This window comes from Metabacillus halosaccharovorans, assembly GCF_002019635.1.
GTDB lineage: Bacteria > Bacillota > Bacilli > Bacillales > Bacillaceae > Metabacillus > Metabacillus halosaccharovorans.
In genome coordinates this window covers 834,867-860,811 of record NZ_KV917371.1, presented here as the reverse complement: position 1 = coordinate 860,811, position 25,945 = coordinate 834,867, and the positions used below count along the sequence as shown (strand labels likewise).

Annotated in this window: 23 protein-coding genes; all 23 read left to right on the top strand. The window is 35.0% G+C overall.

Translation table 11 applies throughout. The features are described 5' to 3' along the window. Position 1: 1 nt before the first annotated feature. The 23 genes from flgL to cccB all read left to right on the top strand — a co-directional run bounded on the left by flgL (position 2) and on the right by cccB (position 25,874). Entirely contained in the window at positions 2-910 is a 909-nt protein-coding gene (flgL, locus tag BK577_RS04140) for a flagellar hook-associated protein FlgL (protein ID WP_078431756.1), read from the top strand. A gap of 42 nt (positions 911-952) precedes the next feature. Further along, positions 953-1,522 carry a DUF6470 family protein gene (locus BK577_RS04135; protein ID WP_078431755.1) on the top strand — a complete coding sequence of 190 codons (570 nt, stop codon included), beginning with the start codon at positions 953-955 and terminating at the stop codon, positions 1,520-1,522. Positions 1,523-1,541: 19 nt separating this feature from the next. After that, positions 1,542-1,979: a flagellar assembly protein FliW gene (gene fliW, locus BK577_RS04130; RefSeq protein ID WP_078431754.1), complete on the top strand. Its 438-nt coding sequence runs from the start codon at positions 1,542-1,544 to the stop codon at positions 1,977-1,979. Positions 1,980-1,990: 11 nt separating this feature from the next. Next, positions 1,991-2,227, top strand: a complete 237-nt coding sequence (gene csrA, locus BK577_RS04125) for a carbon storage regulator CsrA (RefSeq protein WP_078431753.1) — start codon at positions 1,991-1,993, stop codon at positions 2,225-2,227. Positions 2,228-2,457: 230 nt separating this feature from the next. Then, on the top strand, positions 2,458-3,273 hold the full coding sequence (locus BK577_RS04120; protein ID WP_078431752.1) for a flagellin N-terminal helical domain-containing protein: 816 nt from the start codon (positions 2,458-2,460) through the stop codon (positions 3,271-3,273). Positions 3,274-3,365: 92 nt separating this feature from the next. After that, complete coding sequence (locus BK577_RS04115) at positions 3,366-5,279, top strand: tetratricopeptide repeat-containing glycosyltransferase family 2 protein (protein WP_078431751.1); 1,914 nt, start codon at positions 3,366-3,368, stop codon at positions 5,277-5,279. A gap of 35 nt (positions 5,280-5,314) precedes the next feature. Beyond that, positions 5,315-6,406: a glycosyltransferase family 2 protein gene (locus BK577_RS04110; RefSeq protein WP_169908085.1), complete on the top strand. Its 1,092-nt coding sequence runs from the start codon at positions 5,315-5,317 to the stop codon at positions 6,404-6,406. 108 nt (positions 6,407-6,514) lie between these two features. After that, on the top strand, positions 6,515-7,576 hold the full coding sequence (locus tag BK577_RS04105) for a class I SAM-dependent methyltransferase (RefSeq protein ID WP_169908084.1): 1,062 nt from the start codon (positions 6,515-6,517) through the stop codon (positions 7,574-7,576). 37 nt (positions 7,577-7,613) lie between these two features. After that, complete coding sequence (locus tag BK577_RS04100) at positions 7,614-9,476, top strand: glycosyltransferase family 4 protein (protein ID WP_245823482.1); 1,863 nt, start codon at positions 7,614-7,616, stop codon at positions 9,474-9,476. A gap of 936 nt (positions 9,477-10,412) precedes the next feature. Further along, complete coding sequence (locus tag BK577_RS04095) at positions 10,413-11,435, top strand: flagellin N-terminal helical domain-containing protein (RefSeq protein ID WP_078431747.1); 1,023 nt, start codon at positions 10,413-10,415, stop codon at positions 11,433-11,435. After that, a complete protein-coding gene (locus BK577_RS04090) occupies positions 11,428-13,863 on the top strand; it encodes a flagellin (protein ID WP_078431746.1) in 2,436 nt (811 codons plus the stop codon). Before BK577_RS04095 ends, BK577_RS04090 begins: the two co-directional genes overlap by 8 nt. An 84-nt stretch (positions 13,864-13,947) precedes the next feature. Next, positions 13,948-14,289 carry a flagellar protein FlaG gene (flaG, locus tag BK577_RS04085; RefSeq protein ID WP_078431745.1) on the top strand — a complete coding sequence of 114 codons (342 nt, stop codon included), beginning with the start codon at positions 13,948-13,950 and terminating at the stop codon, positions 14,287-14,289. A 12-nt stretch (positions 14,290-14,301) separates the two neighbouring features. Then, complete coding sequence (locus BK577_RS04080; RefSeq protein WP_078431744.1) at positions 14,302-15,873, top strand: flagellar hook-associated protein 2; 1,572 nt, start codon at positions 14,302-14,304, stop codon at positions 15,871-15,873. An 18-nt stretch (positions 15,874-15,891) separates the two neighbouring features. Continuing rightward, positions 15,892-16,293: a flagellar export chaperone FliS gene (gene fliS, locus BK577_RS04075; RefSeq protein ID WP_078431743.1), complete on the top strand. Its 402-nt coding sequence runs from the start codon at positions 15,892-15,894 to the stop codon at positions 16,291-16,293. Continuing rightward, on the top strand, positions 16,293-16,646 hold the full coding sequence (gene fliT / locus BK577_RS04070) for a flagellar protein FliT (RefSeq protein WP_078431742.1): 354 nt from the start codon (positions 16,293-16,295) through the stop codon (positions 16,644-16,646). The genes fliS and fliT overlap by 1 nt, the downstream gene beginning before the upstream one ends. Positions 16,647-17,366: 720 nt before the next feature. Next, a complete protein-coding gene (gene hpf, locus BK577_RS04060) occupies positions 17,367-17,921 on the top strand; it encodes a ribosome hibernation-promoting factor, HPF/YfiA family (RefSeq protein WP_078431741.1) in 555 nt (184 codons plus the stop codon). Between the two features lie 49 nt (positions 17,922-17,970). Then, the gene (gene rbsK / locus BK577_RS04055; RefSeq protein WP_078431740.1) at positions 17,971-18,861 is read left to right on the top strand and encodes a ribokinase; all 891 of its coding nucleotides are present in this window, start codon (positions 17,971-17,973) and stop codon (positions 18,859-18,861) included. A gap of 106 nt (positions 18,862-18,967) precedes the next feature. Further along, positions 18,968-19,564: a CBO0543 family protein gene (locus BK577_RS04050; protein ID WP_078431739.1), complete on the top strand. Its 597-nt coding sequence runs from the start codon at positions 18,968-18,970 to the stop codon at positions 19,562-19,564. Positions 19,565-19,784: 220 nt separating this feature from the next. After that, positions 19,785-22,295 (top strand): preprotein translocase subunit SecA, encoded by a 2,511-nt coding sequence (gene secA, locus BK577_RS04045; protein WP_078431738.1) that lies wholly within the window; start codon positions 19,785-19,787, stop codon positions 22,293-22,295. 302 nt (positions 22,296-22,597) lie between these two features. Continuing rightward, positions 22,598-23,699, top strand: a protein-coding gene (prfB, locus tag BK577_RS04035; RefSeq protein ID WP_139367318.1) for a peptide chain release factor 2 whose coding sequence is annotated in 2 segments (ribosomal slippage) — positions 22,598-22,669 and positions 22,671-23,699 — 1,101 coding nt in all. Because the reading frame shifts where the segments join, the coding sequence is not laid out codon by codon here. A 140-nt stretch (positions 23,700-23,839) separates the two neighbouring features. Continuing rightward, on the top strand, positions 23,840-24,349 hold the full coding sequence (locus BK577_RS04030) for a hypothetical protein (RefSeq protein ID WP_078431735.1): 510 nt from the start codon (positions 23,840-23,842) through the stop codon (positions 24,347-24,349). Positions 24,350-24,621: 272 nt separating this feature from the next. Further along, a complete protein-coding gene (locus BK577_RS04025) occupies positions 24,622-25,479 on the top strand; it encodes a YitT family protein (protein WP_078433455.1) in 858 nt (285 codons plus the stop codon). Positions 25,480-25,541: 62 nt separating this feature from the next. Further along, positions 25,542-25,874, top strand: a complete 333-nt coding sequence (cccB, locus tag BK577_RS04020) for a cytochrome c551 (RefSeq protein WP_078431734.1) — start codon at positions 25,542-25,544, stop codon at positions 25,872-25,874. Positions 25,875-25,945 lie beyond the last annotated feature (71 nt).

The following is a 25,945-nucleotide window of genomic DNA, read 5'->3' as shown; positions in this document are numbered from 1 at the left end:
TATGCGTGTAACACAAAGTATGTTAGCGAATAATTCATTAAGAAACCTAAGTAACAGCTATGCAAAACTAAGCAAATATCAAGATCAATTAGCCACAGGTAAAAAGATAACACGTCCTTCTGATGACCCGGTTGTAGCAATTAAAGGGATGTTCTATCGTACGAATTTAACTGAAAATGAACAATATCAGAGAAATTTATCTGAGGCATATACTTGGATGGAAAATTCAGAAGCAGGAATTGAGCAGGCTACACAAATTACACAAAGAATTCGTGAATTAGTAGTTCAGGCACAGAACGGAACAAACAGTCCAGAAGATTTAAAGGCAGTCGGTGTTGAAATTGGACAGCTTAAAGAAGATTTAATCGGTGTAGCTAATACTCAAATAGCGGGAAAGTATATATTTAATGGGCAAAAAACTCAGACTGCACCAATTGCAGACGATGCTTTTACAACAGATGCTGTTGGTAACAAAGAATATACCTTTTCTCAAGATACTTCCTCTTATAATGTTGAAGTGTCAAAAGGAGTTCAGTTAAAGGTAAATATAAATTCAAACAATATTTTTGGTAAGGACTTTTTCAATACGTTGGAAGAATTAGAAAGAAACTTGACTGATAGTGTTGGGACTTTAGAAAATGGTGATCAACTATTAACTGATCTGGATAAACATTTGGGTAACTTAACTGCTGAAAGAGCCGAGCTGGGGGCTAGGTATAATAGACTTGAATTAATTGATAGCCGCCTTGCCGATCAGGAGGTTATCGCAAACAGAATACTTTCAGATAATGAAGATGCTGACATGGAACGAGTGATTACTGACTTAACGATTCAAGAGAGTATTCATCGTGCTTCACTAGCAGCGGGATCTAAGATTATTCAACCAACTTTAATGGACTTTTTACGTTAAGCTATCTTTTTTAGGATAGCTTTTTTACTAGGAGTGATTGTAGTGAATATACCCCAAATTAGACTCGAAAGTACAAATGCTCAAATTTCTATGACAACTAGAAACGCTATTAGTCAAATCCATCAACCGAAAGCAGATATGTCAATTGAACAACCCAAAGCGGATTTATCAGTACGAACTACTCATGGAAAATTAACAATTGATCAATCGCAAGCTAGAGCAGATGTTGACTTAAAGTCAGTTTTTCTCAGAACAGAAGAGCATGCTCAATTAGGGAAACAAGGATTGTTAGCAGGAATACAAAGGAGAGCCCAAGAAGGCGAAGAACTTATGAAAATAGAAAATGGTGGCAATCCTATTTCTATCCAGGCAAAAAGGCATGGACATAAACCCACAAAAGAGTTTGGTATAGGGTTCGTACCTTCTGTTGGAAGTGTGAAGATTAACTACCAACCTTCAGTGGTAAAAACTAATATAACTCCTAATAAACCTATGATTTCGGTACAGGTAAATAAACCCGTTCATGACTATCAACCAGGAAAAGTAGATATTAGCCTGGCACAAGAAAATAATCTAAATATTGACTTTGAAACAATAGATATAATGGTCTAACCAAAAAGGATGATGATGAATGTTGATAGAGACGAAATATCATGGTGAAATCGACATAGATGATAATGAAATTATTAAATTTGTTAACGGAATACCTGGATTTAATGATGAAAAAAAATTCACTCTTCTTTCATTAAATAAAGAATCTCCATTTTTGATATTACAATCAATAGAGACTGCGGGATTAGGGTTTATTGTTGTAGATCCATTTGTTTATACAACAGATTATGAGTTTGACCTCACTGATAGTGATAAAGATGTATTAAAGATATCCAATGAAAAAGATGTGAATGTTTTGGCAATAATTACACTCAAAGATTCATTAAAGGAATCTACCGTAAATCTAATGGCCCCTGTAATAATTAATCATCAGGAAAATCTAGGAAAGCAAATAATTCTAAATAATTCAAACTACAGTATAAGACACCGATTATTTGCAAACTTGGATGTTAAATAAGGAGGCAGGATATGTTAGTCTTGACTAGACGGATAAGTGAATCAATAAAAGTTGGTGAAGATATAGAAATTACGGTGCTTTCTGTAAACGGAGATCAGGTTAAGATAGGAATTAATGCACCAAAGGACATTGACGTTCATCGAAAAGAAATATACCTTTCAATCCAAGAATCGAACAGTGAAGCAGCATCTATTTCGGCTACGATACTTAATGAGCTTAGGAATAAGCAGATAAACCCTGAAAAATAATTCGGGGTTTATTTTTTTGATATGAAAATTTAATTAGTAAAAAATACCATTAGATAAATATCAAATTCTTTTTAAAAACTATTAAACAATTATAAATAGTGTCGATAATATTAGTGTAAGGGAGGAACACAAAATGGCGGCCGACAAAAAGTGCTTCCTCTCTAACTACAAAAACTTAACTTTCATCTACAAGGAAGTGGATGAACTTACATTCAGGGAGGAAAATTAAAATGAGAATTAATCACAATATCGCAGCTTTAAACACTTACCGTCAGTTATCATCTGCTAACAACGGACAAGCAAAATCAATGGAAAAACTATCTTCAGGTCTTCGTATCAACCGTGCTGGTGACGATGCTGCAGGTCTTGCAATTTCTGAAAAAATGCGTGGACAAATCCGCGGTTTAGAAATGGCTGGAAAGAACTCTCAAGATGGTATCTCTTTAATTCAAACTGCTGAGGGTGCATTAAACGAAACACATGCAATCCTTCAACGTATGCGTGAACTTGCAGTTCAAGGTGGTAACGATACTAACGTTACTGAAGACCGTAGTGCAATCCAAGATGAGTTAAATCAGTTAATGTCAGAAGTTGATAGAATTGCTGGTACTACTGAATTCAATACTCAAAACCTTTTAGGTGGAAGTTTCTCTGGTACTCTTCAAATTGGAGCAAATGAAGGACAAGTTATAAATATCGGAATTTCTGCAATGAACACTACTGGATTAAGCTTAAGCTCAGCACTAGTTTCTGTTAGTACTAATGCTGCGGCAAGTTCTTCTATTAGTCAAATCGATGCTGCGATCGACAAAGTATCAAAACAACGTTCTGTACTAGGTGCCGTTCAAAACCGTTTAGAGCACACAATTAACAACTTAGGTGCTTCTCAAGAAAACTTAACTGCAGCAGAGTCTCGTGTACGTGATGTTGATATGGCAAGTGAAATGATGTCTCAAACTAAGAATTCAATTCTATCTCAAGCTGCTCAAGCAATGCTTGCACAAGCAAACCAACAACCACAAGGTGTTTTACAATTACTACGTTAATTAAAGTCCGTAATGGTTCTAAAGGAATATCGTACTTATTTTACATAAGTACGATATTTTTATTAGAATCATTAAAATTTGGAGGAATACTAATGGATAAATTCATCTCCCTGTGTATGATAGTTAAAAATGAAGAGAAAGTAATAGACCGTTGTTTAAGTTCAATCAAAAATCTCGTAGATGAAATTATAGTTGTAGATACTGGTTCTACAGATAATACAAAAGAATTAGTATCTAAATATACAACTAATATATATGATTTTGAATGGGTTCATGATTTTTCAGCTGCCCGTAATTATGCTGCTTCTAAAGCAACTGGAAAATGGATTTTAGTTTTAGATGCTGATGAGTATGTTGATGAAGAAAATTTTGAGGTTTTTATAAAAGAGCTAAAGAAAGATAATGGGATTTATGATGCATATTATGCTAAAATTTTAAATTTTACAGGGAATTTAGGAGAGGTTCTTGTTCAAAATTTCCATGATAGAATATATAAAAATAACGGGGAGATAAGTTATTATCGTAAAATCCATGAACAGTTTAGAAATCAGACTGGTCAGGAGATAAAATATAACAATTCCAACCTGCTAATTTTTCATTCTGGATATTTAAAACAAACTGTTAATGAAAAAGACAAAAGTAATAGAAATAAGAAACTTCTAGAAAATGAAATGAAAAATAAAAATGCATTTGACTATTTTAACCTTGGAAATGAGTATTCTTCTGGCGGAGAAATTAATAAAGCGTTAGAATGCTACATCGAAGCATATAAGCTAAAATCTGATTTTAGGCTAGCTTGGGTTTCTACAACCTTAGTACAAATAATTATATGTTTAATACAATTAAAGAGGTACAATGATGCATTAAATGTAATACATGATGCTGAAAAAATCTATGGGGATTCTCCTGAATTTCCATATTTAAAAGGTGAAATATTCTATTTAAGGGGTCAAATGAAAGATGCAAAGCTTTTGTTTTCGGATTTAATAAACAATTATGAAAAGTACAATCATATTTTATTTAGACCAGATTTTAGGGACCAAAAACCTTATAGTAGGTTAGGAGATATCTTTCTATATGAGGAATCTTACCAAGAATCAATCTTTAACTTTATAAGTGTGTTAAATATAAATAAATATAATGAGGATGCTATAAAAAAAAGCATATATATACTCAATAGGTTCCATACAGTAAATGAAATAGCAGATTTTCTTAAAAGTAAAAACTTAATAAATAATAAAAATATAACAAGTTATGTAAGAGCTTGTTATGATATTGGAAATATAGAATTGGCTTTATGCTTATTAAAGCAATTAAAAGAAGAAGATGGTTTATTATATAAAGTGGGTATACTAAAAAAAATAGCAATTGAAGGAAAAGGACAGTTTGAAGATTTGCATGATATTCTCAAAGTTTCAGTTGCAAAGGATCTTATTAAATCAAATTGGATTAATGTTGTAGATCTTTTTCTGTTAAGGGATATTCTTACAGAAGATGAATATTTTAAAAAATTAATGAAGGAACTTGATATTGAAGATGCTCTAAAGTCATTAATAGATATTAAGAATGGTAATACTAACTTGGAATTACTTGATAAAAATCTCTTTATAACTTCTTTTGAAATCTTGTTGAACTATAAAATGTATTCATTATGTACTTTATTATTAAAGAATGTTGAGAATATTGATAGTGAGGTTACGACTAGAGTAGCTAGTGTATTATTTGCTAAGGGTTTTAGAGTTGAGGCTTTACAATTATATGATACTGGAGAATGGAATAACTTCATAGAACAGGATTTTATTAATATTATCAATAGCTTTCTGGAAACAAATAATAAAGAATATGCTATTGAAGTTGCTCAATATGGCATATCAATATATGAAAATGATTTTAGATTTTATGCATATATTTTAGAAAATGTAGATACACACCAATATATACCTACTTTAGAGAAAGCTAAAAGTATATTTAAAGTAAGTTACTATTTAGAAAGTATTAAGCATTAGATCAACTGTTCAATTTAATTAAAGGTGGGTTTTTATTGAAGATTTCCTTGGCATTAATTGTTAAAAATGAGGAAAATCATATAAAAAAATGTCTAGATAGTGTAGAAAATTTTGTTGATGAAATAGTAATAGTAGATACTGGTTCTACTGATAATACGGTTAGTATTATTAAACAGTATCAAGGTGTAAATTTATTTTATTTTGAATGGTGTGATGATTTTTCAGCTGCACGCAACTTTGCCATTAGCAAAACTTCAGGGAATTATATACTAATGTTAGATGCTGATGAACATATTATTGAAGGAACAATAGATGATTTTTCTATAATAATGAAAAAAAATTCTATAGGTAGAATATTAATCAGTAGTGAATTTATAAAAGATGGTCAAATATTCCAGTCAAATCAGTTTGTATCTAGATTCTTTCCAAGAGACATTAAATATGTAGGTAGCGTTCATGAACAACTTGACAGTAATATCCCGAGATTTAATATGAATATTATTGCTAAGCATAGTGGGTATATTGACTCAACTGAAAAGTGTAAAAGAAATATCCCCTTATTACAGAAAGAGTTAAATAAAAATGCTAATGACTCTTACTTTCTTTTTCAGTTAGGAAAAGAATTAAGAATAAATAATGAATTTGAGAAAGCATTAAAATTATTAGTTAAATCCTATAATCTGACAGATAAGAAATCAGCTTACTATAGTCGATTGGTAATAGAAATAATTAATTGTGGTAAAGAATATGTAAAAGAGGAAGTAGTAGGAATTATTAGAGATAATGAACAGTTACTGTTTAATGTAACAGATTTCCATTTTTCGAAAGGGTTATTTTATCTAAACTATTGTCTCACAGATATAAGTAATTCGATGAGATACATTGATGAAATTGAAAAAAGTTTTTTATCTTGTTTAAAGTTGAACGTCAAACCACATATTCAATACTTACAGGGTACAAGCACATATCTTCCTGCCTATAACTTAGGTGTATATTATGAGGTGTTCGGTGATATGGAGAGGGCTATCGAATATTATTATTTATCATCTAATTATGGTTATTCACAAGCTAAAGCTCGTGTTGGACAATTAACTAAAAATAATTTTGTTAAAAAAAATATTAATTAAAAGATCCATAATTAAAATGAAATTATAAAAATCAAAGGGTAATTATCGTGAAGATTACTTATTATATGAGCTAATGTATTAGGATTTTTATTTGAAAGGATGATATTTTTGGGTATTTTAGAGGGGAATTATAAGGAATTACAAGGAGGAGAAAGAATATATCCTAAATTTTTTAATGAAGCATCACATGATCATAAAGAACGTTATCAACTTGCGATAAATTATATTAAAAGTGGAGACAGGGTATTAGACGCTGCCTCTGGTGCCGGATATGGCTCATATTATATGGCTGCTAATTCAGGATGTGAGCTTGTTGTTGGTTTAGATGTTAACGACCACGCATTAGATTGGGCAAAAACATATTTCTCTACTCCCAAAAATCAATATATAAATGTTGATCTTCTAGGGGATTTCGATACAAAATTGCCAATAAAAGAATTTGATGTTATAACTTGCTTTGAAACAATTGAACATTTAAGTGAAGATGGAAATTTCCTTAAAAAAATAAATAGCCTTCTGAAACCTGGAGGAATACTATTAATTTCTTCACCGAATGAGGATGTAATACCATGTGACCAAAACCCATTTTATAAGGACGGAAAGAATCCACATCATTATCGACACTACACACCACAACAACTCAAGAATGCTTTATCAGAAAGTGGATTTTCAGTGGTCGATAATTTTACTCAGTGTCCAAATAACATGGTTCGTGGTGAAAACGGCTTTGTAATAGTTTATGTTTGTACAAATGCTCAGGTTGAGGGACAAAATCAAATGGATTCAGTAGACAAAGGAATAGAGAAACTTAATTTGTTAAAGATGAGAAAGCTATTTCCTTTCTTATCAACAAAGGCATCAAATAGCACTGATTTAACCCGTATAGATGAAAGAATTAATGAAATAATTCTTTCATATGAACAATTGATGACAGCATTTAATATAATTGATGAGGGTAATCTTGATGAAAGCCTTACAATTTTAGAAAGTATTGATAAGTCTCTGTGTCCGGAGAGTTACTTTTGGATTGGTCTAATTTCTCAAACTAATAGGGATTATTTCCATGCGATTGAAATGTACTCAAAGGTCTTAGATAATAAAAATAGGCTAAGTCATATAGTTGTTAAATTTGCTAAGGAACAATTAGATAAGACACTTAAACTAATTTAGTTAAATGTGATATAAGGAGATTAACCTTGTGAATATCATGAATGAATTAAGGTACCATTATATAAAATATATTCAAAAAATAGTTAATAATAGAAACAAGCATTACTTAAGCGAACTTTCTAAAAGAATTGATGTGTTATTTTCACCAAAGAACAACCAAACAAAACTTAAAATTGTCTATGTAATGAACCATGCACGTGTCTGTGGTGGAGTTAAAATTCTTTTAGAACATACAAATCATCTTGTTGATAGAGGTCACGATGTAGTGATACTTTGTAGAGATGATAAGCCTGATTGGCGAGATGTAAAGGCTAATTTCATTAAGGTTCCACTGCATGTAGGATTTATGCAAATGATGCCAGATGTTGATATTATTGTTTGCACTGTAGCAGACCAATTACCTGAGTGTTACTCAATGCAAAAGGCACCTGTAATATTATTTGAACAAGGTGATACTTACATTTATGAATATGATAAGCTCGGTGAAAATGTTCAATCATATTTTAAAGAAATTTGGAATTTTCCGGTTCCGGTAGTTGGAGTTTCAAAGATTTTGGTAGATACTCTTGAAAAGAATTTTGGAAGAAAGGGACAAGTTTTACACAATGCTTTAGATAACAAGTATTTTTATCCGAGAACAAATCAATTAAAAGGAAAACCCAGAATCTTATTTGTAGGACAAGAGGAAAATGCCTTTAAGGGTATAAAGGATATAAGAGAAGCACTAAAAGTTGTTCGCAAATCAGGAAGAGACTTTGATGAAGTATGGGTAACTCAACAAGCCCCACAATCACATTTTGACGGAACTTTGGTAGTGAATCCAAGCCAAATAGATTTAGGTGATATTTATAGGTCTTGTGATATTTTTGTTTCGGGTTCTTATTACGAATCATTTCCATTGCCACCGCTAGAGGCTATGACTTGTGGATGTGCTGTTATATCGACAAACAATAAAGGGGTACAAGAATATGGTATAGATGGATATAATTGTTTATTCGGCCGAATAGGGGACCCGAAAAGTTTAGCTGAGCAGATAATGCTGTTAATTGATGATTATGAAAAACGAATGGAATTGGTGGAAAATGGTTATGTAACTTCCGAGAAATTTAATTGGGAAAGCATTATTTTGAACTGGGAACAGTATCTATATGCAACTATTGAACAATGGAATAATGTTTCTCAGTTATTCTCACAAACATCTCTTCACATTGAGGTTCTGCCAAAAGGGTTAAGTTCTGAACAAGTATATATTATGATTAACGAAGTTCAACTTAAATTAAATAAGGACTGGTGTTTATACTTAATTGAAGGAGAAACAATAGATAATGAATCTATTGAACAAATTAAGCGTATAATATCAATCGGAGTAGATATTCCTTTTAGTGTACAAGTCCTTTATTCTAATGATGTTCCAGATCATACAATAATAAGGACTGAACAACGTCTTTTAAAAAGAGGAGTTTTACCTTTTCAGAACAGTGATCTGTTGTTTTTACCAATTAAAATAGGAAATGCTAATGAATCGTATTTTCTTTCCAAGTGGTTAGGGGAAATTAGAAAGTTATATAAAAATAGGAATTATCTTGGTATTATCGAATGGACTAAAGAAAAATTTTCGACTCTAACAGAGGAAGAAAAACTTATAGCCACCAAATGGCTTATATTATCTCTTTTGGAATTAGATAGGATTGATGAATTAGTAACTATTGCTAATGAGGCAATTAAACAGGATATTACCTACTCAGATATTTCCTATTTATTTGGTCGTGTTTGTATCATTCTAGGCCAATCAAATTTAAGTAGTGAATTACTTAAAATAGCTCAAGAGGTTGGTTCTGCAACACATTATGGGGAAACATTTGATGATATAAAAACGTTATGTAAGATGTACCTTCCTTAATTAAAGGGAGTTTATTTTCTCTTTATTTAGTAGAATAAACTCCCTTTAAAACATCAATAATTGAGTATAGGGAAATCTAGTATACTTAAAATAATATTCCATATTTCTAACTGTACTGAAAGGGTTAATATTATTTGATTTTTACAAAATGAAATTATGATATTTTCAACAAAAATTTAATGATAATAATATTAAACTTTAAAAGATAGGAAAGTAGAGTATTCTTGTATAATTTCTTTCTTGTCTATAATGAAAATCACTGAGAATACCGCTAAGGTTTTCCTTGAAAAATAATAGAAATTTAAGTATGTCATGTGGCAACAAATGCTTTTTTCTTTCCTCTTTTTGTATCTACTTCTATAATAGCAAATGCAACATCACATAACGCAGACTTTATATGTGGATGTTCTAGTGCTTTATCTTATCCTAGTACTTTCTTGATCTCCAGAAGACAAACTCTCCCCAAGGTGCAGATGCAAGATGTTGGAGATTGGTACATATCGATGCTCAGTTCTGTAGTAATTAAAGCAGTTGTGCCCTTATTTCAACCTAGCATTTCATAAGAAGCTTATTTCTTTGACATTTTAAAAGGTATTTTAGTTCTTTTTTCAATTGATAGGTTAATAAAAAAGTTGCTGAGTATTTAATATTCCTAACAGTGAATCAATAATTGGGTGTTTATTTATCTTTTCATGTATTTTTTGTTCAATATCTTTTGTTCGAAAGGGTCTAGGTTTTAGGTATTTAAATGTTTGTTATAGCTACTGAGTAAAGGGAAAGATTGAGGATAACCAACAATTATTAGTTTGGAAGACATAAAAGTTTTATGGTAAAAAGTAAGCAAACAAACAACCCTTTGTTAGCCAAAAAAGTAAAAAATAAGTCAATATTTTGCGGATTTTAACCAAAAGTAATAAAAGGGGATGTCAGCACACCATGTACATCAACACCAACGGACTACCATTAAGACTAACCAACAAAATGAAAAAAACACAAACAAATTTACAAAAAACAATAGATAAAATAGCTACAGGGCAAAAAATTCGTTCTGCATCCAATGATGCTGTAGGCCTAGCAATTAGTCAAAAGCTACTAGCATTATCAAGAGGCGAAAATCAAGCAATTCAAAATGCGCAAGATGCAGGGTCTCTTGTTCAGGTAGCTGATGGAGCGATGCAAGAAATGACGGATATCATTCATCGTATCCGAGAACTAACTGTCCAAGCCATGAATGGAACCAACACAGAGTTGCGAGATCAACCAAATGCTTTGACAACAGCTGATACACTACTTATACAAAATGAAGTAGATGAATTGAAGAAAAATTTAAACGAAATTGTCCATCATACCGAATTTAATAAAATGAAATTACTATCGAATAAAACCCACGGTGAATTCCTTTATGAAGATCGTACAGCATCAAAAACAATACAATTATCTCAAGTGGGTCAATATCAGTATATTGACACTGCGATGAACACTGCCGGATACGATTATATTCTACCTAAGACTGAAACAAGCTCCATGAATTATACCTATAATCCATCCACTAGTTCAGGAGGTGCTCAACCTGTTACCTATGTTGGTACTACTATCAACGATCATCTTCCAAGATGGACCCAAGATGGACAATCAATCGTATTTACCTCTTCCCGTGACGGAGGCCAATATGTTGTTCCTAAGGATGGAGGGGAGGTTTCAAGTGTAGATCAAGCGACAAGCACTGCTGTTCCAGAAACTGTTGCTCCCAATTCTTTAATGAGGCTAAGAGACAGTGGTACAGAGCTTATTTTAGAGAGACGATCTTCCTCTGCTTATAGTTGGAGTACTTATCAAACGTATGAATACAATTATCAAGATGGTAGTGTAGGATATAGTTTTTCACCCATCGTTGAAATTGGAAATACTTCATTTGTATATTCGGATAACCTAGGTAACATTAGAAAAGTTAATGGTTAATCTTAATAACCAAACTATAACAAGTGGACCTATTGAGCTAATTCCATCTTCTGATGTACTTAAAGTACCTCGAGAAGATAATGTGAACAAACTATCACTTCCATCATCACCAGATTTATACAGGATGAACACTGGTGATGCTTCCTTAAGGGTTCAAAAGGTTAATGATAATGGAGAAATAGAGTTGACCTATTGGGATGGGACTGGTTTGGAACCTGTAGGGGGATATTATACGGTTTCAGGTGGTGAAATTGAATTTTTTGGAGATGCAATTATAGGTAGTGAGCCAGACGATGATGCACAAGATTATTATAAATTTTCCTATGTCTCCGATTCATTTCAAAATGAGATATTTACGACAGCAGTTCCTTTTGGAGCTGAAATTTATAATATGCATGGAGAAATGGGGCCACGTTCTCTAAGTATAAAAGTGGGAGGAACTGTGGTTACCCGTGATCAGTTGCTTTCTTCAAGACCTACAGATGTTAACAATACAAATGGTGTTTTTGTAGATGATGCTACTGGAAAAATTGAGTTTTACGGCAATCTTCGCCCTTCCTATCTTGAAGAAGTAGAAGTAGAATACTACAATGACGTGGATAATCGAAACCAAGTTCAAACCTTTAGTTTAACAAGCTACATTGATAACTATAATTTAGAAAATCCGGATCTTACAACAAACCGTTCATTACGTGTTTATGTTGGAGGAGAAGAAATAGTATACGATGCATCAAAAACAAATGGGTATACGTATGAAAATGGCAGAGTCAGTCTTTATGGAGATGCCCGGTCGGATATTGCTTCTAATGAAGAAGTTAAGATTAAGTATGTTTATGATTCAACATCCACCTCAAAGGATGTATATGGTATTAGATTAAATAATGTACCAGAAGTTTATAACCTTGGTAGTACTGTGACACCTAATTCGATACGTGTATATCGAAATTCTACTGAGGAAATCGAATACTCGAATACTAATGGTTTTCAATATAATTCAACAACAAATACAATCGAGCTGTATGGGACAAGTCGCCCTGATGTAAATGATACCTACTTAGTTCAGATGGTTGTCCCGACAGCAGACGTTCATCATCAAGATGGAAAAGTAGAGATTGCTTTATCACAAACTCCTGAAACATACGGAACAGGTGAACCAATTACATTTCTTGTCGAAGTAGATGGTGCTAATGTTGAATATGATGATACAAAAACTAATGGATATTTCTACAATAGTCAAACCAACCGTATAGAGCTGTACGGGGATGCACGTCCTGAAGCGAATAATACATCCAATCCTGATGTTAAAGTAAGTTTTGTCTATGAAAGTAGTTCTTCGAGTCGGGGGAATGACACGTATGATTTTCAGCTTGCTTCAAATACACTTGATTACGGTTTAGCTAGTGTAACAGGACCAAAAGCAATTAGAGTCTATCAAAGTGGCGTCGAGGTCCCCTACGATTCTGAAAATGGTTTCACATATGATAGAGACTTTAATAGACTTTCTTTACATGGTTCTTATCGTCCTGATTTTGATGATAACTCCGGAGATTTTCAAGTTTACTCGTTAACAGCTAATGATTTAGTTCAACATATCCCTCAAAACTCTTACATTTATAAAGTAATTATGAATGGAGAGGAAGTTTTAAAAGTTCAAGATCCTACAGGAAATGGTTACACAGTTAAAGGACAGCAGGTAGAAATTGTGGGTAATGCCCGTCCTGATATTACGAATTCACTAACTGGAGTATCGTTAACCGTCCAATACTTCGATTCATTAGAGATATCATTAAATGATCATATGCCAAATAACTATTTTCATAATTATTGCGACCATGAAACAGGTGATAGTTTAACAGGGGCAGAAGTAGATCCTTCACAACTAGCGGTTACCTTAGATGGCAATCTGCTTTCGACAAATCAGTATTCGCTACAAGATAGTATAGTAGTATTAAATAAAGATAGTATCACTCTTGGTGCCGGGAATCATACGCTATCAGTTGATTATCGTGTAAGACAAGCTATCGGATATGAACCGAATGAGTTTACGTTCCAAGTGGGAGCTAACTCAGGTCAAAATTTCAAGGTGGAAATTGCATCATTTGATAATTTACTAAGAGACACAAATATTATTTGTGTACGAACTCAAGAAGATGCTGCACGTGGGTTAAAGATCATTGATAATGCACTGGACTTTGTTTTGCAGGAACTAGGTAATGTTGGAGCAGTTGAAAATCGATTAGATCATATTGCAACAAATCTATCAGTAATGGAAGAAAATACAGTTGCATCATTGAGTAGAATTCAAGATACAGATTTGGCTAGGGAAGCCATGAGTCTTTTAAAGGAACAAATATTAACTCAAGCACAGCAGGCAATGGCGGTACACCTCAAACAATCACAGGAACAAGTTCTAGGGCTATTAAAATAGAATATATAGGGTCTAAAAAAGTTAAACATCTATTAGGATTAACCGATATTAAAGATAGATATCTAATTCAGAGGAGTGTTTTCCATGTCTATCGACAAAATTACTTCACAACCAGCACTTCACAACTTAGAACAAACATATCGTAACGCAGAAAAAAGAGATAAAGAAGCAAAAACTGAAATAGAAAAAAATGTGGTACAAGATGAAGAGGGTCTGAAAAAAATAGTTAAAGGATTAAACGATTTTCTACAACCAACAAATACACATATTAAATTTCAACTTCACGAAGAACTAAATGAATACTATGTAACAGTTGTCGATGATCAGACAAATGAAGTAATAAAAGAAATACCCTCAAAAAAGGTTCTTGATATGTATTCAGAAATGACAGAGTTTATGGGGATTTTGTTTGATAAAAAGATATAGAGGTGAAAAAGCATGGTTCGAATTGGTGGATTAGCTAGTGGCATGGATATTGATACATTAGTCAGTGACTTAATGAAGGCTGAAAGAATTCCATTAGATAAACTATCTCAAAAAAAGCAATTACTTGAATGGCAACGAGATGATTATCGTAGCATGAACACTCTTTTAAGTGATTTTGATGATTATATATTTGACAATATGACACTACAAAAGGATTTTTTAAAAAAGACTGTAACAAGTTCTATGTCCAGTGCGGTTACTGCGACAGCAAGCACGAATGCAGGAAATGTTAATACATCGATAGTAGTAAATAAATTAGCTTCTTCCACAAACTGGATTTCCAACTCAGGAATAACATATGATCAAAACACATTTGCGTCAGACACTGTTATTCAATTAAAGGCTACAAATGGTGATGGTACACAATCAATGGTAACAAATAGTGACGGTACGAAAACGGATGTTATCGAATTAACAATTAAAGCTGGATCTACTCTGGAAGATGTCTTGAAACAGTTGTCAAGTAAAAAGGAATTAGGGATTAACTTATTTACGGAAAATGGTAAAGTCGTTATGACTAAAAATGATACCGGAAGTAAATCCTCAATTACTATAGAAAATGAAGCTGCCAAGACGTTATTTGCAAGCTTAGGCTTCTCGGATACAACTAATAACACCGTTCCATATACTCTTGAAGCTACAAAAACAGCTGGTGATGATGCTGCCTTTACCCTCAATGGCCTTGAAAACATTACACGCTCTAGCAACACATTTACGATTAACGATGTCACATACACCCTAAATGACGTAACTAATGGTAAAGCTGCTACCATAAAAGTTTCTAGTGATACAGATAATATGGTAGATAAAATAGTCCAGTTTGTTGACAAATATAATGAATTAATCGAAAAAATAAACGGAGAAATAAGTGAAACACGCTATCGAAGTTATCAGCCACTCTCAGATGAAGAAAAAGAGGCAATGTCTGAGAAACAAATTGAATTATGGGAAGAAAAAGCAAAAAGTGGTCTATTAAAAAATGACTCGATTTTAGCTTCTTCTTTAAATAAGATGCGAACTGCATTATATTCTGCGTATACAGGTACTGGAGCAAATAGTGATTATAATCAATTGGCGGAAATTGGTATAAAAACAACAAATAATTATCGAGATAATGGAAAGCTAACGATTGATGAAACAAAACTAAGGGAAGCAATTGAAAAAGATCCACAGGCTGTATTTCAAATGTTTAGTGGAGCTACCCGTATCACAACAACTGCAACAGATGGGACAACAACTACAAAAGATAGTACTGTACAGGCAGAACTAGGACTAACAAAACGACTTCGAAATATCATTAGTGATACAGTAGAGGGAATTGAGAAAAAAGCAGGGAAACTGACTTCAACAAATCAGCAATTCTCAATTGGACGCAATATTGTTGGCTTAGATTCACAAATTGATCGATTCCAAGATCGTCTCACTCAAATTGAAAATAGATACTGGAATCAATTTACAGCAATGGAACAAGCGATACAAAAGGCTAATTCTCAATCAACATACTTAATGCAACAATTTGCTTAGAGAAAAGGAGTGTCATAAGTGGCAATCAATAATCCGTATTCAGCCTATCAACAAAATGCAATTACGACAGCAACACCTGGTGAAATTACGCTAATGCTCTATAACGGATGTATCAAATTTATTGGACAAGCAGCAAAAGCAATAGAAGATTCAAATATTCAAGAAAAAAATACAAACATTCAAAAAGCCCAAAAGATTATCACAGAGCTAATGATTACTTTAAATAAAGATTATGAAATCTCTAAAAAATTTGAAGTGATGTATGAATATATGAATCACCGATTAATAGAAGCAAATATTAAGAATGATCCATCTATTTTAAAAGAAGTAGAGAACTATGCAATTGAATTTAGAGACACATGGAAACAAGTTATTCAAATGAATCGTCAAAAACAACATGGACAAGGCGGGCAGGCTTAGTGAGTTCTGTTATTGAAATACACAGAATTACTGAAAAACTACTGAACCTAGTTGAAAAACCAGTAGATCCAGACCACAGAGAGGACGTAATTAAGCAAATTACGTCATTGCTTGAAGAACGCCAACAGTTTATCGATAGAAGTGAAAAACCAAAAAATGAGAAAGAAAAACAGCTAGGTGAACAAATTTCCAAATGGAATAAAACAATAATAGAGAAGCTAATTGAATTGAAGTCACAAGTTCAACAGGATATGGTAAATCTGAAAAAAACAAAAGTATCTACTAAACAGTATTCCAATCCATACCAAGATGTATCGGTGTCTGATGGTATGTTTTATGATAAACGAAAATAGATCAGATAGGAAATCTTTCCGCTAATCAGCATAGAGTGTTTTAAACTTGTTAAAGTAATTTAATGAAAAAACTCGCCACAGGCGAGTTTTTTCATTTTCCATTCATCTCTAACGTTACTTTTACAAAAGTCCATCTAGAAAAAATATCATACCTGTATTATAATGACAATGAATAAACGTTAAAGGAAATACTCTATGCATTAAAACTACATTCAGACAAAATGGATCAAAAATTTAAAAAGGTGGATGAAAGATTCGACCGTATTGAAGAAAGATTGGATAGAATGGAGAAGAAAATGGACGGTTTCCGCGTAGAATGAACCGAAACACAAGAAACCGTTGATTTCATTTCGGTTAAAACATTACAACATGAGAAAAAACTGCGTGAAATAAACCAGTCTTAATCCACCTTAACTACTTTTCCTCAAAAACTTGCCCCCGAAGCCACTAGACCACATATACCCATAGAGAGATTAAAAGTTAAGAAACAGAATCCCTGTGATTCCAATAAAAACTCACGAATATCGGGTGAGTTTTTTCATTTTCTCCATTCACAACACATAAACTATTTACATACCCTTAATGCCCTCTTCACAAACTTTACCTAACCATACAAATTTCTACAAAAAGTCACAAAGTTTTTTTAAGTTTATGCAGGAGACAAGCAGGGAAGTATAGAAATAGTACTACATAGCTTTATCATAAAGGAGGAGTTCAATCATGAGATATAACGTCAGAGGGGAAAACATTGAAATAACTCCAGCATTAAGAGAATATGCAGAAAAGAAAATTGGTAAGCTTGAGAGATACTTTGAAGAGTCAGTTGACGCGAATGTCAATGTTAACTTAAAGTACTATAATGATCAGGAATCTAAAATAGAAGTGACCATTCCAATGACGGATCTGGTTCTACGTGCAGAGGAAAATCACCAGGATATGTACGCAGCGATTGATCTTGTTGTGAATAAATTAGAGCGACAAATTCGTAAACATAAAACAAAAGTGAACCGCAAGCTTCGCGAGCAAGGTGCTCCAAAGTTTGTGTTTAGCAATTACCAGCCTGAGGATCTGCCACAGGATGAGCTGGATGAAGAGGAAGAGGTTGTTCGTACGAAACGATTCAATCTTAAGCCGATGGACAGTGAGGAAGCCATTCTTCAAATGGATATGCTTGGACATAGCTTCTTCGTTTACACGGATGCAAAAACGAATAAAACCAATGTTGTATATAAACGTAAAGATGGAAAATACGGCTTAATTGAGCCACATGTATAAATGAGCAGCGCCTTTAAGGGCGCTGTTTTACGTTGAGGGGGAAAATCTAATGAAGAAACCAAACATTGTTGTCATCGGCAGCATCAACATGGACCTTGTAACACAAACAAACACAATTCCAAAAGTTGGTGAGACAGTTCTAGGGGAGGATTTTATTACAGTCCCGGGTGGAAAAGGTGCCAATCAAGCGGTGGCTGCTGCAAAACTGGGAGGGGATGTGACCTTACTTGGCTGTGTGGGAGACGATGCGTTTGGCAGTGAGCTAAAGCAACATTTACATAAACAAGGTGTCGACACATCTTACATACAAACCATTTCAGATACTTCATCCGGAGTTGCAGCAATCACATTATCAGAAGGTGACAACAGCATCATTGTGGTTCCAGGTGCTAATCATGAACTCACATCATCACTTGTCCAACAACATGAACAGTTGATCAGCAATGCGGATATCGTTTTATTACAATTAGAAATCCCATTGGACAGTGTAGTCAAAACAGCCGATCTAGCTCGTAAACATAACGTACCGGTCATCCTAAATCCAGCACCAATGCAGGAGCTGCCTAAAAAGTTGATTCTCAAATCGACCTACCTCACACCAAACGAACATGAACTAGAAAGCCTTCTTTCAAGTACAAATCTATCACAGAAAGAAACAGAGGCATTGAAGGCAAAAAGCATTGTAACAAGAGGATCAAAGGGAATTCAGCTCCAACAAGATGGAGAGGAACAGCTTATTAACGGATATCAGGTAGACGTAGTTGACTCCACTGGGGCGGGAGATACGTTCAATGGGGCATTGGCTTTTTCTCTTAGCAGCGGATTATCATTGCTGGAGGCCAGTCAATTTGCCAATGCCGCAGCTGCACTTTCTGTCACTAAGCTTGGTGCTCAATCAGGAATGCCTACAAAGAAAGAAGTTGAGTCTTTTCTTCACTGAGATTTACTTAACCATATTAATTATTTTTTTGTAGCTTAAAATGGGGGATTTTATTTCCATACAATTGCCAATAATAAGACGACCAACTTATATAAGAGGTGGATGTATGAGGAAAGATCTCCCACAAGAACAGCTCAATCAGCTAAACGAATTAAAAGAAACGCAAGAAAAGGTTTCAAACGGATGGATTGATTACTGGCTGGATTATTCAGCTTTCGATACTTGGCAATTTTGGTTAAATGTTAGTTTTATTATTATTCCATTAGTTGTTCTATATCTTCTTATTGATAAAAAAAGGGTATTTTTATTAGGTTTCTATGGTTTTAATATCCATGCATGGATGGTATACACGGATGCAATAGGGACAAGATATAATTTTTTTGAATATCCGTATAAAGCAGTCCCTTTTTTACCGATCCATGTTGGAATTGATACTTCTTTAGTACCGGTGTTATTTATTTTGTTGTATCAATGGATCTTAAAAAATAAGAAAAACTTTTATCTTTATAATTTTGGGTTAATTTTATTTTTATCTTTTATATTTAAGCCAATAATCGTTGCTCATCATCTCTTTCATTTGAAAAATGGTGCCAATTACTTTTATGTTTTTTTGTTATATGTATTTGTTGTTCTATTTTCTAGAGCCATTACAAATGTGTTTCTACACCTTAATTCCAAGGCTATAGTGAGCGAAGCAGAGTAGAAAACATGTCAAAAGCACTCTTCAAGTCCTTTTTTTGGTTGATAATCTTTTTACCTTGAAGGAGATAAAATGAAGTAGCAGTCTAGTTAGTAACAATGCTATCTATCATTTTTTCACATAGGCATCTGTTCAGTTGTCCCCCACCATAAATAGTGCTAAAATAAAGGGTAGACAATAGTTTTATATGATCTTTCACTCTAAACACAGAGGAGCGTATTACATGCTTGGAATTTTAAATAAGGTGTTTGATTTTAACAAACGTGCGTTAAATCGTTACGAAAAGATGGCTGATCAAATTGATGCATTAAGCGGTCAAATGAGCGGCTTATCTGATGAGGCTTTGAAAGCAAAAACAGAAGAATTTAAAGATCGCGTAGCAAAAGGTGCTTCGCTTGATGATTTATTAATAGAGTCGTTTGCTGTTGTTCGTGAAGCAGCGAAGCGTGTATTGGGATTATATCCTTATAAAGTACAGTTAATGGGTGGTATTTCCTTACATGAAGGGAATATTTCCGAGATGAAAACAGGGGAAGGGAAAACATTAACTTCTACGATGCCTGTTTATTTAAATGCACTTTCTGGTGAAGGTGTACATGTTGTGACAGTCAATGAATACTTAGCTAGTCGTGATGCTCATGAAATGGGGCAGCTGTTTGAGTTTTTAGGGTTAACAGTCGGTCTTAATTTAAATTCATTAAGCAAAGATGAAAAGCGTGAAGCATATGCTGCAGATATCACGTATTCAACAAATAATGAATTAGGTTTTGATTACTTACGTGACAACATGGTTCTTTATCGTGAACAGATGGTACAGCGTCCGCTTAATTTTGCCGTTATCGATGAGGTTGACTCGATTTTAGTCGATGAAGCGAGAACACCGCTGATTATCTCCGGGCAGGCAGCGAAGTCGACGAAGCTCTATATTCAAGCGAACGGATTTGTCCGTCAACTTAAACAAGACGATGACTTCACTTATGATGTGAAAACAAAGGCAGTTCAGCTAACAGAAGAAGGTATGACAAAAGCTGAAAAAGCGTTCGGAATTGAAAATCTCTATGATATCTCACATGTTGCGCTTCTACACCACATTAACCAGGCATTAAAAGCACAGTTCGTTATGCAAAATGATGTGGACTATGTTGTGGAAGAAGGACAAGTTGTCATCGTCGACTCATTCACAGGTCGTTTAATGAAGGGACGTCGCTATAGTGATGGACTTCACCAGGCAATTGAGGCAAAAGAAGGCCTTGAAATCCAAAACGAAAGCATGACATTAGCAACAATCACATTCCAAAACTATTTCCGTATGTATAAAAAGCTGTCTGGTATGACAGGTACTGCGAAAACAGAGGAAGAAGAGTTCCGTAATATTTACAACATGCAGGTTGTGGCAATTCCAACGAACAGACAGATCGCTCGTGATGATAGAGCAGACTTAGTATACCGTTCTATGGAAGGGAAATTCCGTGCTGTTGTGGAAGAAGTGAAGCAACGCTATGATCTTGGTCAGCCTATCCTTGTTGGGACAGTTGCGGTTGAAACATCTGAATTAATTTCTCAGTTGTTAAAGAAAAAAGGCGTGCCACACCATGTCTTGAATGCGAAAAACCACGAAAAAGAAGCGGAGATCATCGAAAACGCAGGTCAGCGTGGAGCGGTAACGATCGCGACAAATATGGCTGGTCGTGGTACAGATATCAAGCTTGGTGAAGGTGTCCGTGAACTTGGCGGGTTAGCTGTTATCGGGACAGAGCGCCATGAATCACGTCGTATTGATAACCAGCTTCGTGGACGTTCCGGTCGTCAAGGTGATCCTGGTATTACGCAATTCTATCTTTCCATGGAAGATGAATTAATGCGCCGCTTTGGCTCTGAAAACATGATGAATATGATGGATCGTCTTGGCATGGACGATACACAGCCAATTCAAAGTAAAATCGTTTCACGTGCAGTTGAATCAGCGCAAAAACGTGTAGAAGGTAATAACTTTGATGCACGTAAACAGCTTCTTCAATATGACGATGTCCTTCGTCAGCAACGTGAAGTCATTTATAAACAGCGCTTCGAGGTTCTTGATTCTGACAACCTGCGTGAAATCGTTGAGAAAATGCTTAAATCAACAATCGAGCGTGCAGTTGCGATGTACACTCCTAAAGATGAGGTAGAGGAAGAGTGGAATCTTGAAGGAATTCTTGATTATATGAATGCGAATATTCTTCAAGAGGATGAGCTAACAATCGGTGATCTTCGTCGTAAAGATCCGGAAGAAATGGTTGAGTTTATCTATGCAAAAGCCCATGCACACTACGATACGAAAGAAGAAGACTTCGGCCAAGAACAAATGCGTGAATTTGAAAAAGTTATCCTTCTTCGTGCAGTTGATACGAAGTGGATGGACCATATCGATGCAATGGATCAACTTCGTCAAGGTATCCATTTACGTGCATACGGTCAAAACGATCCGCTACGTGAATACCAAATGGAAGGCTTCGCCATGTTTGAAAACATGATCGCTGCCATTGAAGAAGATGTAGCAAAATTCATAATGAAAGCCCAAATCCGCAACAACCTTGAACGCCAGGAAGTGGCCCAAGGACAAACAGCCGTACACCCAAAAGAAGGCGACGAAGCACCGAAAAAGAAACCAAAACGTAAAGTAGTAGAAATCGGCCGCAACGACGCTTGCATCTGCGGAAGCGGAAAAAAATATAAAAACTGCTGCGGACAATAACTAGCATTCCACAGCCACTACAGGATATAATAAACAATTATTGAAGAAGAGAGAGGTTGATAAGCAGATCACCTCTCTCTTGTTTGCGAATATATAATTGAACGATTATTTATTAAGCTTACAATGTATGTAGCAATTAGTTGAATGTAGCGGAAGGTGCGAGACTCCTGCGGGATGAGTGGGGAGGTGAGACCCCACAGGCGTTCACGCCGAGGAGGCTCACCGCCCACCCCGCGGAAAGCGAGCAACCTGCAGCGGAAATCAACGGACAATTTTCAGAGACTATAAATGGAGTGAACATTATGGAACTAGTAGAAATTAGACAAGAACTTGAAAAAACAGCTAAACGTTTAGCGGACTTTAGGGGGTCTCTTTGACCTCGACATCAAAGAAGCACGAATCCAACAACTAGAAGCACAAATGACAGCCCCGGACTTCTGGGACAGCCAAAACGCAGCCCAAGCCATTATCAATGAAACAAACGCACTAAAAGAAATGGTGGACCAATTCCACAACCTAAACGAATCCTACGAAAATCTTCAACTAACATATGAACTTGTAAAAGAAGAAGAAGACGAAGATCTCCAAGGTGAACTTGTGTCCGAAATGAAAGAACTTGTTTCACAACTAAACGACTTTGAACTTCAACTCTTACTAAGCGAACAACATGATAAAAACAACGCCATCCTTGAGCTTCACCCGGGTGCAGGTGGAACCGAGTCACAGGACTGGGGCTCCATGCTTCTTCGTATGTACACTCGCTGGGCAGAGAAAAAAGGCTTTAAGGTTGAAACACTTGATTACCTACCAGGTGACGAAGCGGGGATCAAGAGTGTGACGCTGTTAATAAAAGGTCATAATGCATATGGCTATTTAAAAGCTGAAAAAGGGGTACACCGTTTAGTCCGTATTTCTCCATTCGACTCATCAGGTCGTCGTCATACGTCATTCGTTTCTTGTGAAGTCATGCCTGAATTCAATGAAGAAATCGACATTGAAATCCGTACAGAAGATTTGAAAATTGATACGTACCGTGCAAGTGGAGCCGGTGGACAGCACATCAATACAACTGACTCTGCAGTTCGTATCACACATACACCAACGAACATCGTTGTAACATGTCAAACAGAGCGTTCACAAATTAAAAACCGTGAACGTGCGATGAAAATGCTTCAAGCTAAACTCTATCAAAAACGTATTGAAGAGCAGGAAGCAGAGCTTGCGGAAATCCGTGGCGAACAAAAGGACATCGGCTGGGGAAGCCAAATCCGTTCATACGTTTTCCACCCATACTCAATGGTAAAAGACCACCGTACAAACACAGAAATTGGAAACGTTCATGCGGTGATGGATGGAGAACTGGATCCATTTATTGATGCCTTTTTACGTTCGAAGCTTTCATAATATAAAAGTAAAAAATCACACTGTTTATATCCAAAAATCAGTGTGATTTTTTAATTTTGACTATTTTTCTTCTGAGAGAAAACATGTCATAATAATGGTAAGTGCTTAAGGCGAAAAATCTAAGAGAGGTGATAGAGACTATGGAGAAACAAATACTGAACATCTTATTAGAACTACAAAAGGATATGAAAGGAGTAATATCTAACGTCAAGATATTAAAAGTAGACACGAAAGAACTAAGAGGAGATGTCCGGCTATTAAAAGCAGACACGAAAGAACTAAGAGGAGACGTCCGGCTATTAAAAGCAGACACGAAAGAACTAAAAGGAGACGTCCGGCTATTAAAAGCAGACGCGAAAGAACTAAAAGGAGACGTCCGGCTATTAAAAACAGACACGAAAGAACTAAAAGGAGACGTCCGGCTTCTAAAAACAGATACGAAAGAACTTAAGGTGAATGTTCAGTTATTAAAAAACGATACACAAGAATTAAAGACTGATGTAAAACTACTTAAAAGTGACACTGGAAAATTAAAATCAGATGTAGTAGATATTAAAGAAACAGTAAATCGAATAGAACGGTCACAAACGGAAGACGTTGTTGCCCTATTAAAACTGATGAACAAAAAAACAGAGGATGAATTCCATTAAGTGAACAATCGTATTACAAAGAATGATAAACGACTCTTTATTCTTGAAAATCGTGAAAATAACTAACGCCGATATAAGTGCGTTTTTTTTTCTCCCCAAAAAAACATCACCTCAAAGTTTCCTTGTGTAAAATCCCCACATCTAACAAACACTAACCATAACTTCTTTACCTCACTACCACGTTATCTAGCTGTTATTCACATAGGAAAACACCGGTGCTATACTCTTCTAGGAACATTCACTATGTGAATAGGGAGGAAAATGGTTTGAACATGAAAAGAAGAAACATCGAAAATCCTAAGCTTGAAAAAATCCTGGAGTACATATACATAGTAGTAGGTTCTGCTTTTGTCGCCATCGGTTTTAACTTGTTTTTATTGCCGAATCGTGTAGCTTCTGGGGGTGTTAGTGGAATCAGTACGATCCTTGATGCAACATTTGGATTTGAGCCAGCTTATGTGCAATGGGCTTTTAATATCCCGTTATTTATTGCAGGTGTAATCCTTTTAGGAAAACAATTTGGTTTCAAAACTTTGATTGGAACGATTTTTGTTCCATTCGTTGTGTACCTCACCAGAGATTGGGAACCTGCAACAATGGATCCGTTACTAGGATCACTTTTTGGCGGGATTTGTATAGGACTTGGCCTTGGCATTGTCTTCCGAGGAAAAGCGTCAACAGGTGGAACAGATCTTGCGGCACAAATTATACATAAGTATACAGGTTTATCACTTGGGACATGTGTGGCACTTATAGATGGTTTAATTGTGTTATCGGCTGCTTTTGTGTTTGATATTGAAAGAGGTCTTTATGCGCTAATTGGTTTATATGTGACAAGCAAAACGATTGATATTGTTCAAATTGGCTGGGGACGTTCGAAAATGACGATGATTATTACGAATAAACAGCAGGAAGTGCAGGATGCGATTTTACATGAAATTGATCGCGGTGTCACTAGGCTTGCAGCACACGGGGGATTCACTAATAATGAACGGCCAGTGTTAATGTGTGTGGTTGATCAAACAGAATTCACAAAATTGAAACAAGTTGTCAGACATATCGATCCACATGCTTTTGTCACGGTGACAGACGCATCTGAGGTGCTGGGTGAGGGTTTCAAACGGGTATAGATAGGTTATAATATCCTTGAATTGGAGTATTTACCATAATACGTGTGCTAGGAGTGGCTGTGATGAAAACAAAATTATTTGCCTTATTATTTGGAGCAGTTCTTGTGTTAAGTGCTTGCGGAGGTGCTGAAGAACCAGCAGAAGAAACAACTGAAGGCGGTACTACAACTGAAACAGCAGGCAATGCTGAGGAAATCGTTCAAAAAAGCTGCATCGGCTGTCATGGTCGCGACCTTGAAGGCGGATCAGGTCCAAATTTACAAGAAGTTGGCGCAAAATATAGTGAAGATGAAATTAAAAGCATCATTATTAATGGACAAGGCGGTATGCCAAAAGGATTGTTAAATGATGCAGATGCTGAAGTTGTCGCTTCTTGGTTAGCAGAAAAGAAATAAGGTAAAATACAAAAAAGATAGCCCGCAAAAGGTTATCTTTTTATTTTTTCATGAAATATGTTTGTTACATT

Excerpts from the sequence above, each read along its gene's own strand:
- flgL (WP_078431756.1), top strand. The coding sequence starts at position 2 with ATGCGTGTAACACAAAGTATGTTAGCGAATAATTCATTAAGAAACCTA.
- fliW (WP_078431754.1), top strand. The coding sequence starts at position 1,542 with ATGTTGATAGAGACGAAATATCATGGTGAAATCGACATAGATGATAAT.
- csrA (WP_078431753.1), top strand. The coding sequence starts at position 1,991 with ATGTTAGTCTTGACTAGACGGATAAGTGAATCAATAAAAGTTGGTGAA.
- BK577_RS04120 (WP_078431752.1), top strand. The coding sequence starts at position 2,458 with ATGAGAATTAATCACAATATCGCAGCTTTAAACACTTACCGTCAGTTA.
- BK577_RS04115 (WP_078431751.1), top strand. The coding sequence starts at position 3,366 with ATGGATAAATTCATCTCCCTGTGTATGATAGTTAAAAATGAAGAGAAA.
- BK577_RS04100 (WP_245823482.1), top strand. The coding sequence starts at position 7,614 with ATGAATGAATTAAGGTACCATTATATAAAATATATTCAAAAAATAGTT.
- BK577_RS04095 (WP_078431747.1), top strand. The coding sequence starts at position 10,413 with ATGTACATCAACACCAACGGACTACCATTAAGACTAACCAACAAAATG.
- BK577_RS04090 (WP_078431746.1), top strand. The coding sequence starts at position 11,428 with ATGGTTAATCTTAATAACCAAACTATAACAAGTGGACCTATTGAGCTA.
- flaG (WP_078431745.1), top strand. The coding sequence starts at position 13,948 with ATGTCTATCGACAAAATTACTTCACAACCAGCACTTCACAACTTAGAA.
- BK577_RS04080 (WP_078431744.1), top strand. The coding sequence starts at position 14,302 with ATGGTTCGAATTGGTGGATTAGCTAGTGGCATGGATATTGATACATTA.
- hpf (WP_078431741.1), top strand. The coding sequence starts at position 17,367 with ATGAGATATAACGTCAGAGGGGAAAACATTGAAATAACTCCAGCATTA.
- rbsK (WP_078431740.1), top strand. The coding sequence starts at position 17,971 with ATGAAGAAACCAAACATTGTTGTCATCGGCAGCATCAACATGGACCTT.
- BK577_RS04050 (WP_078431739.1), top strand. The coding sequence starts at position 18,968 with ATGAGGAAAGATCTCCCACAAGAACAGCTCAATCAGCTAAACGAATTA.
- secA (WP_078431738.1), top strand. The coding sequence starts at position 19,785 with ATGCTTGGAATTTTAAATAAGGTGTTTGATTTTAACAAACGTGCGTTA.
- BK577_RS04030 (WP_078431735.1), top strand. The coding sequence starts at position 23,840 with ATGGAGAAACAAATACTGAACATCTTATTAGAACTACAAAAGGATATG.
- BK577_RS04025 (WP_078433455.1), top strand. The coding sequence starts at position 24,622 with ATGAAAAGAAGAAACATCGAAAATCCTAAGCTTGAAAAAATCCTGGAG.
- cccB (WP_078431734.1), top strand. The coding sequence starts at position 25,542 with ATGAAAACAAAATTATTTGCCTTATTATTTGGAGCAGTTCTTGTGTTA.